This window comes from Microbacterium arborescens, assembly GCF_049707515.1.
In the GTDB taxonomy this organism is placed as follows: domain Bacteria; phylum Actinomycetota; class Actinomycetes; order Actinomycetales; family Microbacteriaceae; genus Microbacterium; species Microbacterium arborescens_B.
Map to the genome: position 1 here is coordinate 826,501 of NZ_JBNAFI010000001.1, position 15,971 is coordinate 842,471.

Below are 15,971 nucleotides of genomic sequence, written 5' to 3' on the forward strand. Positions count from 1 at the left end.
GCGCTCGCCGGACACGCGGCGCAGGATCACTCCGACCGAAGAGAAGGGCAGAGTCATGACCGATCACCGACCACGCGTGTCCGAGGTCGCCGCAGGCGTGCTCCAGCTCGCTCGCGGCGGGGTCAACGCCTACCTCATCGTCTCGGACGGGGGACTCGTCCTCGTCGACGCGGGGCTGCCGCGCACCTGGCCGCTGCTCGAACAGGCCCTCGCCTCGGTGGGCGCGACGGTCTCCGACATCGATGCGCTGCTGCTCACCCACGCACACTTCGACCACGTCGGCATGTGCGACCGTCTGGCGGATGAGCACCATCTCGTGGCGAAGGTCCACCCCGGCGACGAGGAACTGGCGCGTCATCCCTATCGCTACGCGCACGAGTCGGCGCGGTTCCCCTATCCCTTCCGGTACCCCGGTGCCCTGCCGATCCTCGCCCGCATGGTGGCCGGCGGCGCGCTCGGCGTGAAGGGAGTGCGCGCCGACCCGGTGATCGTTCCCGGCGTATCGATCGCGCTCGCCGGCGGCATCCTCCCGATCGCGACCCCCGGGCACACCGACGGGCACTGTGCGTTCCTGCTCGAGTCGAGCGGCGTCCTGTTGACGGGTGACGCGCTGGTCACGCTCGATCCGTACACCGGCCGCACCGGACCGCGCGTCGTCGCCCGCGCCGCCACGGCGCACAGCTCCGAAGCACTGGAGTCGCTGACGCTCCTCGCCCAGACCGGAGCCCGGATCGTGCTGCCCGGCCATGGCGACGCCTGGGGGGACGACGGCATCGCCGCCGCCGTCGCCATCGCCCGCTCGCACGGTGTCGACTGACGCACCCCGAGACGCATCGAGCGGTGACGGATGCCGCCGCCGCGTGTCAACCCCCGTGAATCCGACGCGCACTCGCGGTCGAGTGGATCCACCGTTCGACGACAGAGAGGGATGACCATGGAACCCCAGCAGCAGAACGTCCCGGGAACCGACCAGAAGATGGTGCCGAAGCCCGACTACGGCGAAGACACCTACCGCGGCTCGGGAAAGCTCACCGGCAAGCGCGCGCTCATCACCGGCGGCGACAGCGGCATCGGCAAGGCGGTGGCGCTGGCGTACGCCCGCGAGGGTGCCGACGTCGCCATCAGCTACCTCAACGAGCACGAGGACGCCGAGGAAGCCAAGCGCTTCGTCGAGGATGCCGGCCGCCGTGCCGTCCTCATCCCGGGCGACATCTCCGATCCCGCTCACTGCCGCGAGGTGGTGCGGCGCACCGTCGAGGAGCTCGGCGGCCTCGACATCCTCGTCAGCAACGCCGCATTCCAGATGAACCGCGAGACCGTCGAGGAGATCCCCGACGAGGAGTGGGACTTCACCTGGGCGACCAACGTCGACGCCTACTTCCACCTCGTGAAGGCGGCGCTTCCGCACCTCGGCGCGGGCGCGGCGATCATCGGGTCGAGCTCGGTGCAGTCCGACCAGCCGTCACCGAACCTCCTGCCCTACGCAGCGACGAAGGCCGCGATCGCCAGCATCACGGCATCGCTCGCGCAGATGCTCGGTGAGCGCGGCATCCGCGCGAACAGCGTCGCGCCAGGACCCATCTGGACGCCGCTGATTCCCGCGACGCTGCCCGAGGAGGCCGTCGAGAGCTTCGGCGAGCAGACCCCGCTCGGACGCGTCGGGCAGCCGGCCGAGCTCGCGCCGGCGTACGTGCTGCTGGCCTCCGATGAGGCGTCGTACATCTCGGGTGCGCGCCTCGCGGTGACCGGCGGCAAGCCGATCCTCTGAGCCCGGCCCTCGGCGCCGACGGTCATCGCCGTTCGTTCACGCAACGCTCGTCCGTGGTTCATTTGCCACGGGCGGGCGTTGCCGCACGATGGATCGCACCTGTCGCGTCGATCCCGAAGGCCATGAATGAACGCTCCGCTTCGCGTCCTCTCCCTCACCGAGGGCTTCTTCGCCGGCGGAGCCCGCATCCTGCACAGCGATGTCGTCGCGGGGCTTCACGCAGCCGGGGGTCAACGCCACAGCGTCCTCGCGATCGCGTCCCGTGCGAGGCGCGATGCCACGGTGCAGCACATGACGGCCGACCCGAGGTACCGGGCGCTGCGGAGCTCGGGTGTCGCCATCACCTCGTTGGGGAAGACGGCGGGGCCAGCGCCGCACGCTCCGGAGACGTTCTCGTCGCGTCAGCTGCGGACCGCCTCGCGCGCCATCGCCGCGGCGGACGTCGTCCTCACCCTCAAGGAGCAGCCGCTCGGCCTCCTGCTCGCGCTCGACGAGGCCATGATGCTTCCGGACCGTCCCGTCGTGGCGTGCCTCCACCGGTCCGACCCGGAGCACTCCGGCGACGCCCTCGCGTGGCTGGCGGAGAGCGTGCGGCGGGGGATCGTCTCGGCGGCGGTGTCGTGCGCGCGTTCGACGGATGCCGCCTACGCGCCCGTGCTCGGTGACGCGCAGCGCCACGTCGTCGACAACGGCATCGACCTGTCGCGGTTCCGCCCGTCGATCACGCGCGGCGGCGACCCGGTGCGCCGGGAACTCGGCATCCCCGACGAGGCCCCCGTCATCGTCTACGCGGCCCGCTTCGACGACATGAAGGATCCCGGGCTCTTCCTGCGATCGGTCGCCGCCCACCGTGCGCTGGTGCCGGATGCGCACTACGTCATGTGCGGCGCGGGCATGACGGGCGAGAACCCGCGCCTGCGCGAACTGCTGGAGAGCCTGGGCGGCGACCGTGTGCATGGACTGGGCATCCGCGACGACATGCCGGCCGTGTACCGGGCGGCCGATGTCGTGTCGCTCACGAGCGCTTTCGGCGAGGCCGCTCCGCTCTGCCTGCTCGAGGGAGCGGCGAGCGGCGCTGTCCCCGTCACGACGGATGTCGGCGACGCTGCGCGCCTCGTCGCCGGATTCGGCATCGTCACGCCTCGCGACCCCGACGCGATCGCACGCGGATGGCGCCGGGCGGTCGCCGAGCGCGCGGCCTTCGGAGGTGCCGCGCTCGCCGCGCGCGCTCGCCTCGGGCGCGACCGGATGATCGCCGAATACGGATCGGTCGTCGCGGGTCAGCGGAGCCGTCTGCGCATCGCCGCCTGACGCGGACGGGGTGCGAGCCGCCTCGGCGTCAGTGGGCCGCTTCGTAGGCCTCGAGGATGCTGGCGGGGATGCGGCCGCGCTCGGAGATCTCGTATCCGTTCTCCGCTGCCCATGCGCGGACCGGCGCTTAGTCGCGCTGGCCCGACCGCTGCTGCGTGCGCGCGGGCGCACGCTCGACGGAGCCGGCGCTGATGCGGCGCCCTGCCGTGATGAAGGGGGCGAGCGCGTCGCGCAGACGGTCGGCGTTGTCGTCCGTGAGGTCGATCTCGTAGGCGACGCCGTCGAGCGAGAACCTCACCGTCTCGCCGTCGCCGACCTCGAGGACGGTGCCGTCGATGTCGTCGACGAGCTGGTGCATGATCTTGCGTGCCATGCCGATCACCCTAGCGTCGGGTCAGGGGAGGAGCCCGATGCGCCGGGCTCGTGCTACGGCGGCATGGCGGGTCGAGGCGTCGAGCTTGGCCATGGCCGCTTGCAGGTACGACTTGACCGTTCCCTCTTTCAGGTTCAGAGCGGCACCGATCTCGGCGTTGGTCGACCCGAGCGCGCAGCACGCGAGCACGTCGAGCTCGCGCGGCGACAGCTGCACCTCGGCATCCGCCGCCGGCGTCGCGCCCTCGCCGGCCACCGTCGTCAGCCGACGTTCGACCGCGGCCAGCCGCGCCCGCAGCTCGATGTCATCGACCGTGGCGGCGATGCTGCGCAGCTCGGCGAAGCTCTCCCGCAGGTCTTCTCGTGCCGCCGCTGACAGCCCTGCCGCGGCTTGCGGCGTCGGCGCGAGCGTGAGGCGGCGCTGCACCTCGTCGCGGATGCGCAGTTCGGTGCTGATCGCATCCGCGGCGCGGAATGCCGGGCGTGCGACGAGGTCGCCCACCGGGGCTTGAGACCACGAGCCGCAGTAGAGCACGCCGCGTGCCCGGCCGTCGGTGACGATCGGAACCGCGAAGAGGGTCGAGATCCCCTCGCCGAGGATCGCGCGGTCGTAGTCGTGGGTGATCGTGCGCGCCGTGCGGTAGTCGAGGGCGAGGCGCGGGCGCTTCTCGGCCATGGCGGCGCCGCCGAGTCCGCGGCCGACGCGCACGACCAGGTCGTCGATCGCGTGCGAGCGGGCGCCGGCGATGGCGGTGACATGAACCGAGCCCTGACTCTCGAGACCGCCGAAGACGACGGGAAAGCGTGTGCTGCGGGCGAGATCGTCGACAGCACGGGAGACCAGCTGCGAGTCGTTCTCGGATTCTGTCAGCGCCGCCACGCACTACCTACTTCCGGGGGTGACGGCCTCGTTGCCGCCTTCGTAGCGTCGACCCTACCACCGCGGTCCGTCGACGACGACGGTCGGGGGAGCAGTTGCTCACCATGAGGCAAGGAGGCCACATGACCGCATCGAACACCCACTCGCCGCCTCCCGGAGGAGTGGATTACATCGCCGTCGAACAGTCGGCGCCCTTCCAGGAGCTCAAGCGCAAACACCGCAGCTTCGTGTGGCCGCTGACGGTCGTCTTCCTCGTCTGGTACTTCGTGTACGTGCTGCTGTCGTCGTTCGCGACCGACTTCATGTCGCAGCGGGTGTGGGGCGATGTCACCGTCGGGCTGCTGTTCGGGCTCGGTCAGTTCGTGACGACATTCGCGATCACGATGGGGTACGTCTGGTACGCCAATCACAAGCTCGACCCGATCTCGTCGTCGATCCGGCACGATCTCGAACGACAGGAGACCGGCTCGTGAACGGATTCTGGGACGCGGTGACCGGCCTCGGAGCCGTCGTCGTCGCGGCGGGTGAGACCGTCGACAACAACCCGGTGCTGAACATCTCGATCTTCGGAGCGTTCGTCGCCGTCACGCTCTTCATCGTCATCCGAGCCAGCCGCAACAACAAGACGGCGGCCGATTACTACGCGGCCGGCCGATCGTTCACGGGCCCGCAGAACGGCTTCGCGATCGCCGGCGACTATCTGTCGGCGGCATCCTTCCTCGGCATCTGCGGCGCCATCGCGATCAACGGCTACGACGGGTTCCTGTACTCGATCGGGTTCCTCGTGGCCTGGCTCGTGGCGCTGCTGCTCGTTGCCGAGCTGATGCGCAACACCGGCAAGTTCACGATGGCCGACGTGCTCTCGTTCCGCCTGAAGCAGACGCCGGTGCGGATGGCGGCAGCCATCACGACGCTCGCGGTGTGCTTCTTCTACCTGTTGGCGCAGATGGCCGGGGCCGGTGGCCTGGTGTCGCTGCTGCTCGGCATCACGGAGCAGGTCGGGCAGTCCATCGTCGTCGCCGTCGTCGGTGTGCTGATGATCGTGTACGTCCTCATCGGCGGCATGAAGGGCACGACCTGGGTGCAGATCGTCAAGGCGTCCCTGCTCATCGGCGGCGCGCTGGTCATGACGATCTGGGTGCTCGCGATCAACGGGTTCAACCTCAACACGCTGCTCGAGAGCGCGGTCGCCGCCTCGCCGAAGGGCGAGGCGATCCTCGGGCCGGGCCTGCAGTACGGCGCGAACCCGTGGGACTTCATCTCGCTCGCAGTGGCGCTCGTGCTCGGAACCGCCGGCCTGCCGCACGTGCTGATGCGGTTCTACACGGTGCCCACCGCCAAGGAGGCTCGGCGCTCGGTGGTGTGGGCGATCTGGCTCATCGGCATCTTCTACCTGCTCACCCTCGTGCTGGGCTACGGGGCGGGCGCTCTGGTCGGACCCGAGCGCATCGCGTCGGCGCCGGGAGGTGTCAACTCGGCTGCGCCGCTGCTGGCCCTCGAGCTCGGCGGTCCGCTGCTGCTCGGCTTCATCTCGGCGGTGGCCTTCGCGACGATCCTCGCGGTGGTGGCGGGTCTGACGATCACGGCAGCCGCGTCGTTCGCTCACGACATCTACGCCAACGTCGTCAAGAAGGGCGACGTGCCGCCCGACGGCGAGGTCAAGGTCGCGCGCCGCACGGTCATCGTGATCGGCATCCTCGCGATCGTCGGCGGCATCGGAGTGCAGGGGCAGAACGTGGCGTTCCTCGTGGCGCTGGCGTTCGCCGTCGCCGCCTCGGCGAACCTCCCGACGATCATCTACTCCCTCTTCTGGCGGAAGTTCACGACGCGGGGCGCGGTGTGGAGCATGTACGGCGGGCTCGCGGCCGCGATCATCCTGATCGTGCTGTCGCCGGTGTTCTGGGGCACCGAGACGAGCGTCTTCAAGAACGTCGGATCGGCGATCTGGCCGCTGAACAACCCCGGGATCGTCTCGATCCCGCTGGGCTTCGTCCTCGGGTGGCTCGGCTCGGTCACCGAACGGCGCCGCGAGGACCCGGTCAAAGCGGCGGAGATGGATGTCCGATCCCTCACCGGCCACGGTGCGGAGAAGGCGGTCGATCACTAGACCGCCGATCATGACGACGGCCCCGGGTGCGCGATGCCCGGGGCCGTCGCGGTTCCGGCGCGGCCTACACGCGACCGGAAGCAGGGCTGCTCTCGAGATCGAGCAGGAAGCGCTTGCGCTCGGGATGACCGCCGTACTCGCCGATCGATCCGTCGCTGCGCACCACCCGGTGAGCGGGCACGACGATCGAGATCGGGGTGCGGGCGCAGGCCGATCCGACGGCGCGGTGAGCGCGAGGCGAACCGGCGGCGATCGCGATCTCGCCGTAGGTCGCGACCTCGCCGTACGGCACCTTGCAGACGGCGCGGAGAGCTTCGCGTGCGAACCCGGCGGGGGCGAGCAGCCAGTCGATGGGCGCCTGGAACTCGCGCAGCCGCCCCGCGAAGTACGCGTCGAGCTCGCCGGCGATCGCGGCGGTGGCCCCGGGGTCGTGATCGGGAGGTGCGCCGAGGGAGAGCGCGAGATCGGCGACGGCGATGTCGACGGGGCGTTCGAGGATGTCGAGGTGGATCAGGCCCGTCTCGGTCACGACGAGGAGGGCATCGCCCACGGGCGTGGGATGCACGGCGAATGCTGCGTCGGTCATGGCTCCATCATCCCGGGCGCCCACGCCGGTGCCCGGCTGAGTACCGCATCGGGGGAGCGACCATCGCGACCCGGACCGGGGGAGGAACCGCCGATCGTCCGGCGTGTCGGCAATAGCGCGAAACTCGGCGGCGCCTGAGGGCAGGACGCAGGCGCGCCGCTTAGGGTGTGTGCTGTGTGGCGAGGAGATCGAGGAGCCGTCCGTCCCGACGCGGCCGATGAGGTGCGGGTCGATTCGGTGACCCCGGCGCAGCTCGCCGTCGCCGACGAAGACGTGGCTGTCGCCCACGTCGCCGACCCCGAGCGCGAGCGCATCCGCGTGCAGGCGGCCCGCCTCGGCGGGCGGTCGACGCTGCTGCACTACATCGCCTCCGACGACGTCGGCATCGACATCACCAAGGCGCATCCCGGCAGCCTGCCGCAGTTCATCACGGGTCGGTCGACGCTGCTGTCGAACCTGTTCCGCGACGAGGTCGCGCTGCGCACCGCCCGCCTCGCCGCCGGTCGAATCACCGCGAAGGACGTCGAGCTCCGCACCACCCGCGGCCTCGACACCGTCCACCTCGGCGTCGGCTTCGCCTCGTGGCGCGCCGGCGGCCTCACCTACAACGCTCCGGTCCTGCTGCGCCCCCTCGCCATCCGCCGCCATCACGGCGACTTCGACCTGAAGCTGCACGGGTCGTTCGCTGTCAACCCCGAGCTCGTCGAGATCGCCCGGACGCACTTCGGCATCGACCTCGACCGCCGCGGGCTCGCCGCGCTCGCGTACGACGGGGGCGTGTTCAAACCGCAGCCCGTCATCGACCACCTACGCGCCCTGACGGCGCACGTCGACACCTTCACCGTGCAGCCGCGCCTGATCGTCTCGACCTTCGCCGACGTCGCGGCCCGCGCCGAACGCGACGCCGCCGACCTCGACGTGCCCGTCCTCAACGCGCTCGCCGGACACGACGACGACCGGGCACTCGTGGCGACGCGGTACCCGGTGCCCGAGGCCGTGCCGTCGGACGACCGGCCCCCGGCATCCGACCGGCTCCTGCTCGACGCCGACGCGGAGCAGGAGGGCGTGCTCGACCGCATCGTCGCCGGGCAGTCGCTCGTCGTGCACACCCTTCCCGGCACGGGCGGCACGCAGACGATCATCAACGCCGTCGGCGAGCTCGTTCGACGCGGCAAGCGCGTGCTGGTCGTCAGCGCGCGCCGCTCGACCCTCGAGGGCGTGCGCCACCGCCTCGCCGGCATCGGTCTGCCGGGTCTCGCGGTCACGCCCCGAAGCGCCCACCGCGACCTCATCCGTGCGATCGCGCGCAACGAGAAGGCGCAGCACCCGAAGATGGGCGAGATCGACGACGCCCTCGTGCGGCTGCGGACGGTGCTGCGCGACTACCGGGTCTCGCTGACGCAGCGGCATCCGATGCTCGGAGTCTCACCGCTCGAAGTCCTGCAGAAGCTCACGACAATCGCGGCCCAGAACCCGCAGCCGTCGGCCGCGACGCGGTTCGACGCCGCGACCCTGCAGCGCCTGTCGACGCGCCGCGCCGAGGCCGCCACGTCGCTGGCGACCGCCGCCCGGCTGGGCGAGTTCCGTTTCGGCCCCGACGACTCGCCCTGGTACGGCGTCGCGTTCGACACCACCGAGCACGCCCGCGCGGCGCACGCGCTGGCGGGCCGGCTGCACCGCAGCGAGATCCCCGAGATCCTCGAGCGCGCGTACGAGCTCATCGGACAGACGCGGATGCGGCCCTTCACGACGCTCGCCGAGCTCGGCGCGTACATCCGGCTGCTGCAGGGCATCCGCGCCTCGCTCGACCGGTTCAGCCTCACCGTCTTCGAGCGGCCGCTCGGCGACCTGATCGAGGCGCACTCCACGCGACGCGACACCCCCGACATGAACGGTGCGACGCGCCGCCGCCTGCGGCGTCTGTCGAAGGAGTACGTGCGCCCCGGGATGCACGTCACCGACATGCACGACGCCCTCGTGCGGGTTCAGAAGCAGCGCGAGCAGTGGCAGCGCCTGACCGAGGTCGGCGTCGTGCCCGAGATCCCCGCGGGTCTCGACGCCGTCGCGACGTCATGGCAGCGGGTCGACGCCGACCTCGCCGAGCTGTCGCGTGTGCTCGGCCCGGGCCACGACCTGCTGTCGACCCCCATCCCCGAGCTCGTGCGCACCCTCGCCGGTCTCGCCGCCGACTCCGACGTGTTCGACAACCTCGTCGAGCGCGCGACGCTGCGCGGCGAGCTCGCTGCCCTGGGGCTCGACGGCCTGCTGACCGAGCTCTCGGTGCGCCATGTGCCCGAGGACCGCGTCGCGGCGGAGTTCGAGTTCGCATGGTGGCAGTCCGCTCTCGAGGCGATGCTGCGCAGCGACCGCGCACTGCTGGGAGCCAACACCAGCGTCGTCGACCGGCTCGAGCGCGACTTCCGCCTCGTCGACGAGGCGCACGCCGCCTCAGCCGGTCAGCAGCTCGCAGCCGAGCTCGCGACGAGGTGGAAGATCGCGATCGTCGACGAGGCGGATGAGACCGCGTCGCTGAAAGCCGCGCTCCGCGAGGGCACCGCCTCAGCGGCCGAGCTGCTCGCCGTCGCTCCCAAGCTCCTCCGTACGCTCGCACCCGTCTGGATCGCGTCACCCTACGAGGTCGCGGCTCTGCCCGCCCGCCCGGTGTTCGACGTCGTGGTGCTCGCGGATGCCGGTGCGCTCAGTGTCGCCGAATCGGCCGCCGCCCTGCGGCGCGGTCGGCAGGTCGTCGCGTTCGGCGACCCGGTCACGCAGCGACCCACCCCCTTCGAGATCGCCGCCGATCGCGATCCCTCCGACGAGCCCGTCGTCGACCCGGAAGAGCCCAGCGTCTTCGAGCGGCTCGCCGAGATCGTTCCGGTCGAGACGCTGACCCGCAGCTATCGCGCCGGCGGCGAAGACCTCGCCGAACTCGTCAACGAAGCCTTCTACGGCGGCGAGATCATGTCGTTCCCCTGGGCGGGTTCGTACCTCGGTCGCGGCAGCCTGAGCGTCGACTACGTCGAGGGCGGGGTCGGGGCGCCCGATCCCGATTCCGGGGCGGTCGAGAGCCCGGATGCCGAGGTCGCGCGCGTCGTCACGCTCGTGGTCGAGCACGCCGTCAACCGCCCGAACGAGTCGCTGATGGTCGTCACCGCGTCGACCAAGCACGCCCTCCGCATCCGCGCCGCCGTCGAAGCCGCGTTCGCCGGCAGGTCGGACGTCGCCGAGTTCGTCGGCCGCGAGACCGCGGAGCCGTTCGCCGTGCTCGGGCTCGAGGAGTCGGTCGCCGAGAGCCGCGACCGCGTCGTGTTCTCGCTCGGCTACGGCCTGACCCGCCACGGCCGCGTGCTGAGCGACTTCGGGGTGCTGTCCGGGCCCGACGGCGAGCGTCTGCTCACGGTGGGGATGACGCGAGCGCGGCGTTCGATGGTCATCGTCTCGTCGATCCGGCCCTCCGCGTTCGACGACGGCCGCCTCGAGAACGGTGCCGCGACCCTCATGTCGATCCTCGGTGGGATCGCCGCCCGCGCCCGCGAGGCCCGCCTCGAGGACCTCGCCGATCCGCTGACGCTCGCGCTCGCGCAGAACCTCCGCCGGCTGGGCGTGGCCGTCGACGTCGCGTACCGCGGCCTGCTGCCCCTGGTGGCCCAGCGGGACGGCAAGGCCGTCGTGGTCGAGGGCGACCCCGAGACGATCGGCCAGTCGCTGCGCGAGTCGCTGCGGCTGCGGCCTCAGATCCTTCGCCGGCTCGGCTGGCACTACATCCGCGTGCACTCGTTCGACCTCTACAGCGACCCGGCCGGCGTCGCCGCGCGCGTCGCCGCGATCCTGGGCGTCGAGCCCGAGGCGCCGACCGCGGATGCGAGCACTGAGCCGCTCGATGTCATCGAGTGAGCGACAGCGCGTCGAGCGGGTCGGACCGCGCCGCGCGCGACTGACCGCGGCGCCGGGGACGGACGCGGAGCCGGTTGCCGCCGACCTGACGAGCGATGCCCCGGCCGGCGCCGAGGGCGCGACCGGGGCATCGGGTCCGAACGATGCGCGGATGCGGAACGACGTCCCGCCGCACTACTGACGTTCAGGCGGTGGGGCCCGCCGGGGGAGTCGCCTGCGAGCGGCGCGTCGCGGGAGCGGAAGATGCGGCCTGGTTCTGCTCGAGCAGATCGCGGATCTGGATCAGCAGCTCCTGCTCGGTCGGCAGCTTCGCGGTCTCCTCGACCACGCCCGCCTTGGCCGCCTGGCGCTCCTTCCAGCGGTTCATCGGCACCACGAACACGAGATACACCACGATCGCCACGGCGAAGAAGCTGATCACAGCCGTCAGAAGCGCGCCGACCGGGAAGATGACGGTGCCGTGGAGGCCTTCGACCGGGAAACCGGCGTTGCCGTTCTCATCCGCTTGCCACACGAGTGCGACGAGAGGATTGATGATGCTCGCGACGATCGCGTTCACCACCGCCGTGAACGCGCCGCCGATGACGACGGCGACGGCCAGGTCGATGACGTTGCCGCGCATGATGAAATCGCGGAAGCCCTTGATCATGACTCTCCTCTTCCTCCGGCCGGGCCGGATGTCACGAACCCGCCGCAGCGGGGGAGGACGGCGCCTCGGACTTCGATGATGCCGAAGACGATGATGCGTCGCCACCGCCCGAGTTCGAACCGGTCGATCCGGCCCGCGAGTCGGTGCGGTAGAAGCCGCCGCCGTTGAACGTCACGCCGATCGATCCGTACTGCTTGCGCAGCTCGCCCGAGCACTCGGGGCAGACCGTCAGGGCGGGTTCGGCGAAGGACTGGACCGCGTCGAAGCGGTGCCCGCATGATTTGCAGGCGTAGGCGTAGGTGGGCATGGTTCCTCGGTGCTCAGTGCGTCTCTCGGGCGAGGACGACGGTTCGGGTGGGGGTGACGACACCGGTGACCGGTTGATCGTGAAGATCGCGGGGCACCTCGTCGACGAGTTCGGAGTCGAACAGAACGGCATAGACCGGAGGACGGTTCTCCATCGAACCGAGGGTCTTGTCGAAGTAGCCGCGACCCCAGCCCAGGCGCATCCCCGCGGCGTCGACGGCTGCTGCCGGGATCACCAGCAGGTCGACCTCGCCGACGGCGATCGGGCTGAGCACCTCTCCGATCGGCTCGGGAAGGCCGAACAGCCCGTCCGTGACCGCGGCGCCCGGTTCCGCAACGACCCAGTCGAGCAGGCCGTCGCTGCGACTGACCGGCAGCAGGACGCGGACGCCCGCGGCGACCGCCTCGTCGATGAAGGCACGCGTACCGGGCTCGGTGGGCGCGGAGAGGTAGCACGAGATCGAGCGGGCGCCGGTGCGTGCGACGAGCTCACGGAGCTGGGCGCGGATGCCGTCGGCGGCGGTCTCGCGTGCCGCATCCGACATCCCGAACCGGCGTTCTCGGAGGTCCGCCCGCAGAGCGCGCTTGGCGTTGTCGATCGCGTCGGACATGCCCCGATTGTAAAGGGTGGGCGTGGAACTGCTCATCGGCGCGACCTGATCGATATGGTGGACCCATGTCTCAGCAGCGCATCAAGGCGGTCATCCCCGCCGCAGGCCTCGGCACCCGCTTCCTTCCCGCCACGAAGGCGATGCCGAAGGAGATGCTGCCGGTCGTCGACAAGCCCGCGATCCAGTACGTCGTCGAGGAGGCGACCCACGCGGGCATCGACGACGTCCTGATCATCATCGGTCGCAACAAGAACAACCTCTCGAACCACTTCGACTCCGTCCCCGAGCTCGAGCACAACCTCGCTCGCAAGGGCGACGAGGTCAAGCTCCGCAAGGTGCAGGAGTCGTCCGACCTCGCCGACATCCACTTCGTCCGTCAGGGCGAGCCCAAGGGCCTCGGCCACGCGGTGCTGCGTTCGCGCGCGCACGTCGGAGACGCGGTCTTCGCGGTCATGCTCGGCGACGACCTCATCGACGAGCGCGATCCGCTGCTCCCGAAGATGATCGCCGAGCAGGAGCGCTCGGGCCTCACCGTCGTCGCCCTCATGGAGGTCGACCCCGACCAGATCCACCTCTACGGCGCCGCAGCCGTCGAGGCGACCGACGACCCCGACGTCGTCAAGGTCACGGGTCTCGTCGAGAAGCCGAAGAAGGAGGACGCGCCCTCCAACTACGCGATCATCGGCCGTTACGTCCTCAAGCCCAACGTCTACGAGATCCTCGAGCGCACCGAGCCCGGCAAGGGCGGCGAGATCCAGCTGACCGACGCGCTCCAGGAGCTCGCGACCACCGAGGGCGTGCTCGGCGTGGTGTTCCGCGGTCGCCGTTACGACACCGGCGACCGGCTCGACTACATCAAGGCGATCGTCCAGCTCGCCTCCGACCGCGACGACCTCGGTCCCGAGCTGCGTCCCTGGCTGCAGGAATTCGTCACAACCCTCTGACACGAGAACGGGAACGCGCGTGGATGCCACCGCACCCCGCCACCACGGACCGGTGGCGATCCGGCTCGTCCGGCCGCGCGACGCCCGCGCCCTGCAATCCGAGCTTCTCGCGAACCGCTCGTGGCTGCAGCGCTGGGAGGCGACCAGCCCGGACGGGCCGGTGTCGTTCGACATGCGCCTCGGCATCCGCCGGCTGCTCCAGCAGTACCGCGACGGCGCCGGAGTGCCGTTCGTGATGGAGCACGAGGGCGAGATCGCCGGTCAGCTGAACGTCTGGGGGATCGCGCGCGGATCGCTGTCGTCGGCGACGATCGGATACTGGGTGAGCGAGCGTTTCGCCGGCAAGGGGATCACGCCCACGGCCGTGGCGCTCGCGACGGATCTCTGCTTCGAGGAGCTGCGGCTGCATCGCATGGAGATCTGCATCCGTCCCGAGAACCGGGCGAGCCTGCGCGTCGTCGAGAAGCTCGGCTTCCGTTACGAGGGGCTGCGCCGTCGCTACATCCACATCGACGGCGACTGGCGAGACCACTTCGCCTTCGCGCTGGTCGCAGACGAGGTCCCGCGCGGCGTCCTCGGGCGCTGGGTCGACGGATCGGTTCCGCGAGACGCGGCGGCGGTGCCGCTCGCGGACCGTCGCGCCGCGGGGATAGAACCTTCAACCTGAACAAGAACTTCAGACACGCGCGTGTCAGCTGTGTCGCGACGCGCGATGCCCCGTACGGTTGTCCCCATGGGTGGGCAGGTTCTCGGCGGCGGCGTGATCGTCCTCGTCGCGGTCGCGTTGTGGATGGTCTATCTGCTTCCTTCCTGGCACAGTCGCTACCGATACGACGCCGCCGAACGCAACGCCGTCCGGCTGAACCAGGCGCTGCGCGTGCTCGCGGAGACCGCTGAGACGCCGGGGGAGGTGCGTGTCGAGCTGTCGACCCGCACGGCTCTGGCCCAGCAGAAGCTGGCTCGTCAGGTCCAGCACGAGAAGGAGCAGCTGCGCCTCGAGAGCGAACGCCGCCAGCTGGTCGAGGCTCGACGCGAGGTCCGCACCGCCCGCACGGCGCGCGTCGCCTCGCCCGAACACCGCGCTCGCATCCGCCGCCGTGTCCGCCTCGCGACGACCATCATCGCCGTCCTCGCTGTCGCGGCGACCGGGGCCGGCAGTTGGCTCGCGGCGACCTCCGGCACGGCCATCGTGCTGGTCGCGGGTGTCGCGACACTTCTCGTCGCGACGATCGTCCTCAGCCGCATGGCCGCGGTGGCGCGTCGTGCCGCTCGCGCGGCCGCGTCGGCGCCCGTTGCCGTCGCTCGGGTCGAGCCCGCTGCCGCCGTCGTCCCCGAGTTCGAGTTCGCCGATGCACGCACCACCTGGACGCCCCGCGAGCTCCCGCGCCCCCTCACCGCATCCGCCGGGTCGCGCGCTGCCGCGGTTCTGGACGAGGTCGACGCCCGCGAGGCGCTGCGCCGGGCCGCCGTCGAAGAGGCGATCCAGCGCGAAGCCGAGCGCCGTGCCCCGGCATCCCTCGACGCCAGCCGCGCGGCGAAGGCTCCCGCCGCGTCGCGTGCGGTTTTCGCCGACGACGCCGAGATCGAAGACCACGTCCGGCGCCTGCTGGCGCAGCGCGCCGCCGGCTGACCCCGCGCGCAGCGCACGGGACGGCCTCGGCAGCGTGATAGTGTTGAGGAATTCCGGGCCTGTGGCGCAGTTGGTAGCGCGCTTCGTTCGCAATGAAGAGGTCAGGGGTTCGAATCCCCTCAGGTCCACGGAGAAAGCCCCCGCACTGCGGGGGCTTTTCACATTCTCGGGCGCGTACACTGTATGCAACTGAATTGATTCCCCGGGAGGTTTCATCCATGACCACCTACAACGTCGGCGTCATCGTCGGCAGCATCTCGTCGACCTCGATCAACCGTCGTCTCGCGAACGCGCTCACCAAGCTCGCGCCGCAGGCCGACCTCGAGCTCACCGAGATCCCCATCGCCGCGCTGCCGTTCTACTCGGCGGACAACGATGGCGCCATCCCGGCGGAGGCAGCGGAGTTCAAGGCCGCGGTCGAGGGGGTCGACGGCGTCATCATCGTCACCCCCGAGTACAACCGTTCGGTGCCGGGCGTCCTCAAGAACGCCCTCGACACGGCCAGCCGCCCCTGGGGCGACAACAGCTTCGCCGGAAAGCCCTCGGCCGTCATCGGCATCTCGGTGGGCGCCGTCGGCACGGCGGTCGCGCAGCAGCACCTGCGTTCGATCCTGTCGTTCCTCGCATCGCCCGAGCTCGCGCAGCCGGAGGGCTACCTCCAGCTGACGGACGGGCTCATCGCTGACGACGGGACCGTCACCAACGAGTCGACGTCGGAGTTCCTGCTGTCGTGGCTGAAGGCCGTGCACGCGCACGTCGCCAAGAACCTCGCCGCCGTCAGCTGACCGGCCGACCCCTCACGGCGGGCGCCCGGCCATGCGGTCGGGCGCCCTGCCGTCGTCGTGGCGTGGTGTGCGTCCGTTCTCCCCGGCTGCGGGCCGTACGATTGTCGGTGGGGAAGCGGCATCCGTTC

Annotated in this window: 15 protein-coding genes, 1 tRNA gene and 1 pseudogene; 11 read left to right on the plus strand and 6 right to left on the minus strand. The window is 70.7% G+C overall.

Going from position 1 to position 15,971, the window contains the following annotated elements; all coding sequences use genetic code 11:
* Positions 1 to 55 precede the first annotated feature (55 nt).
* The 3 genes from ACPYN5_RS03750 (at position 56) to ACPYN5_RS03760 (ending at position 3,079) form a co-directional block, all read left to right on the plus strand.
* Positions 56 to 817 carry an MBL fold metallo-hydrolase gene (locus tag ACPYN5_RS03750; protein ID WP_424447627.1) on the plus strand — a complete coding sequence of 254 codons (762 nt, stop codon included), beginning with the start codon at positions 56 to 58 and terminating at the stop codon, positions 815 to 817.
* Positions 818 to 928: 111 nt separating this feature from the next.
* A complete protein-coding gene (locus ACPYN5_RS03755) occupies positions 929 to 1,768 on the plus strand; it encodes an SDR family oxidoreductase (RefSeq protein ID WP_424447628.1) in 840 nt (279 codons plus the stop codon).
* A 126-nt stretch (positions 1,769 to 1,894) separates the two neighbouring features.
* Positions 1,895 to 3,079: a glycosyltransferase gene (locus ACPYN5_RS03760; RefSeq protein ID WP_424447629.1), complete on the plus strand. Its 1,185-nt coding sequence runs from the start codon at positions 1,895 to 1,897 to the stop codon at positions 3,077 to 3,079.
* A 28-nt stretch (positions 3,080 to 3,107) separates the two neighbouring features.
* Here ACPYN5_RS03760 and ACPYN5_RS03765 read toward each other — a convergent pair.
* Together ACPYN5_RS03765 and ACPYN5_RS03770 are read right to left on the minus strand one after the other, a co-directional pair.
* A pseudogene (locus ACPYN5_RS03765) lies at positions 3,108 to 3,452 on the minus strand (histone-like nucleoid-structuring protein Lsr2).
* Positions 3,453 to 3,473: 21 nt separating this feature from the next.
* Positions 3,474 to 4,331 (minus strand): LuxR C-terminal-related transcriptional regulator, encoded by an 858-nt coding sequence (locus tag ACPYN5_RS03770; protein ID WP_424447630.1) that lies wholly within the window; start codon positions 4,329 to 4,331, stop codon positions 3,474 to 3,476.
* A gap of 122 nt (positions 4,332 to 4,453) precedes the next feature.
* Here ACPYN5_RS03770 and ACPYN5_RS03775 point away from each other — a divergent pair, with 122 nt between their 5' ends.
* Positions 4,454 to 4,804, plus strand: a complete 351-nt coding sequence (locus ACPYN5_RS03775) for a DUF485 domain-containing protein (RefSeq protein WP_424447631.1) — start codon at positions 4,454 to 4,456, stop codon at positions 4,802 to 4,804.
* 17 nt (positions 4,805 to 4,821) lie between these two features.
* Positions 4,822 to 6,438, plus strand: a complete 1,617-nt coding sequence (locus ACPYN5_RS03780) for a solute symporter family protein (RefSeq protein ID WP_424447687.1) — start codon at positions 4,822 to 4,824, stop codon at positions 6,436 to 6,438.
* 64 nt (positions 6,439 to 6,502) lie between these two features.
* On the opposite strand, the gene ACPYN5_RS03785 is transcribed toward ACPYN5_RS03780, so the two are convergent.
* Positions 6,503 to 7,024 (minus strand): methylated-DNA--[protein]-cysteine S-methyltransferase, encoded by a 522-nt coding sequence (locus ACPYN5_RS03785; protein WP_424447632.1) that lies wholly within the window; start codon positions 7,022 to 7,024, stop codon positions 6,503 to 6,505.
* A 165-nt stretch (positions 7,025 to 7,189) separates the two neighbouring features.
* Between ACPYN5_RS03785 and ACPYN5_RS03790 the strand changes: the two genes are divergently transcribed.
* Complete coding sequence (locus tag ACPYN5_RS03790) at positions 7,190 to 10,918, plus strand: AAA family ATPase (RefSeq protein WP_424447633.1); 3,729 nt, start codon at positions 7,190 to 7,192, stop codon at positions 10,916 to 10,918.
* Positions 10,919 to 11,102: 184 nt separating this feature from the next.
* Here the strand turns inward: ACPYN5_RS03790 and mscL are convergent, their stop codons facing one another.
* Genes mscL through ACPYN5_RS03805 form a run of 3 tightly spaced genes read right to left on the minus strand, consistent with a single transcriptional unit; the run spans position 11,103 to position 12,484 of the window.
* Complete coding sequence (gene mscL, locus ACPYN5_RS03795) at positions 11,103 to 11,567, minus strand: large conductance mechanosensitive channel protein MscL (protein WP_424447634.1); 465 nt, start codon at positions 11,565 to 11,567, stop codon at positions 11,103 to 11,105.
* 31 nt (positions 11,568 to 11,598) lie between these two features.
* Complete coding sequence (locus ACPYN5_RS03800; protein WP_424447635.1) at positions 11,599 to 11,874, minus strand: FmdB family zinc ribbon protein; 276 nt, start codon at positions 11,872 to 11,874, stop codon at positions 11,599 to 11,601.
* Between the two features lie 13 nt (positions 11,875 to 11,887).
* Positions 11,888 to 12,484: a 5-formyltetrahydrofolate cyclo-ligase gene (locus ACPYN5_RS03805; RefSeq protein WP_424447636.1), complete on the minus strand. Its 597-nt coding sequence runs from the start codon at positions 12,482 to 12,484 to the stop codon at positions 11,888 to 11,890.
* Between the two features lie 65 nt (positions 12,485 to 12,549).
* Here ACPYN5_RS03805 and galU point away from each other — a divergent pair, with 65 nt between their 5' ends.
* The 5 genes from galU (at position 12,550) to ACPYN5_RS03830 (ending at position 15,843) form a co-directional block, all read left to right on the plus strand.
* Positions 12,550 to 13,428, plus strand: coding sequence for a UTP--glucose-1-phosphate uridylyltransferase GalU (gene galU, locus ACPYN5_RS03810; RefSeq protein WP_424447637.1), 879 nt, complete (start codon positions 12,550 to 12,552; stop codon positions 13,426 to 13,428).
* Positions 13,429 to 13,447: 19 nt separating this feature from the next.
* Entirely contained in the window at positions 13,448 to 14,095 is a 648-nt protein-coding gene (locus ACPYN5_RS03815) for a GNAT family N-acetyltransferase (RefSeq protein WP_424447638.1), read from the plus strand.
* Positions 14,096 to 14,161: 66 nt separating this feature from the next.
* Positions 14,162 to 15,058 (plus strand): large exoprotein, encoded by an 897-nt coding sequence (locus ACPYN5_RS03820; RefSeq protein ID WP_424447639.1) that lies wholly within the window; start codon positions 14,162 to 14,164, stop codon positions 15,056 to 15,058.
* Between the two features lie 55 nt (positions 15,059 to 15,113).
* A tRNA-Ala gene (locus ACPYN5_RS03825) sits at positions 15,114 to 15,186 on the plus strand.
* A 90-nt stretch (positions 15,187 to 15,276) separates the two neighbouring features.
* The gene (locus ACPYN5_RS03830; protein ID WP_424447640.1) at positions 15,277 to 15,843 is read left to right on the plus strand and encodes an NADPH-dependent FMN reductase; all 567 of its coding nucleotides are present in this window, start codon (positions 15,277 to 15,279) and stop codon (positions 15,841 to 15,843) included.
* Positions 15,844 to 15,971: the final 128 nt, after the last annotated feature.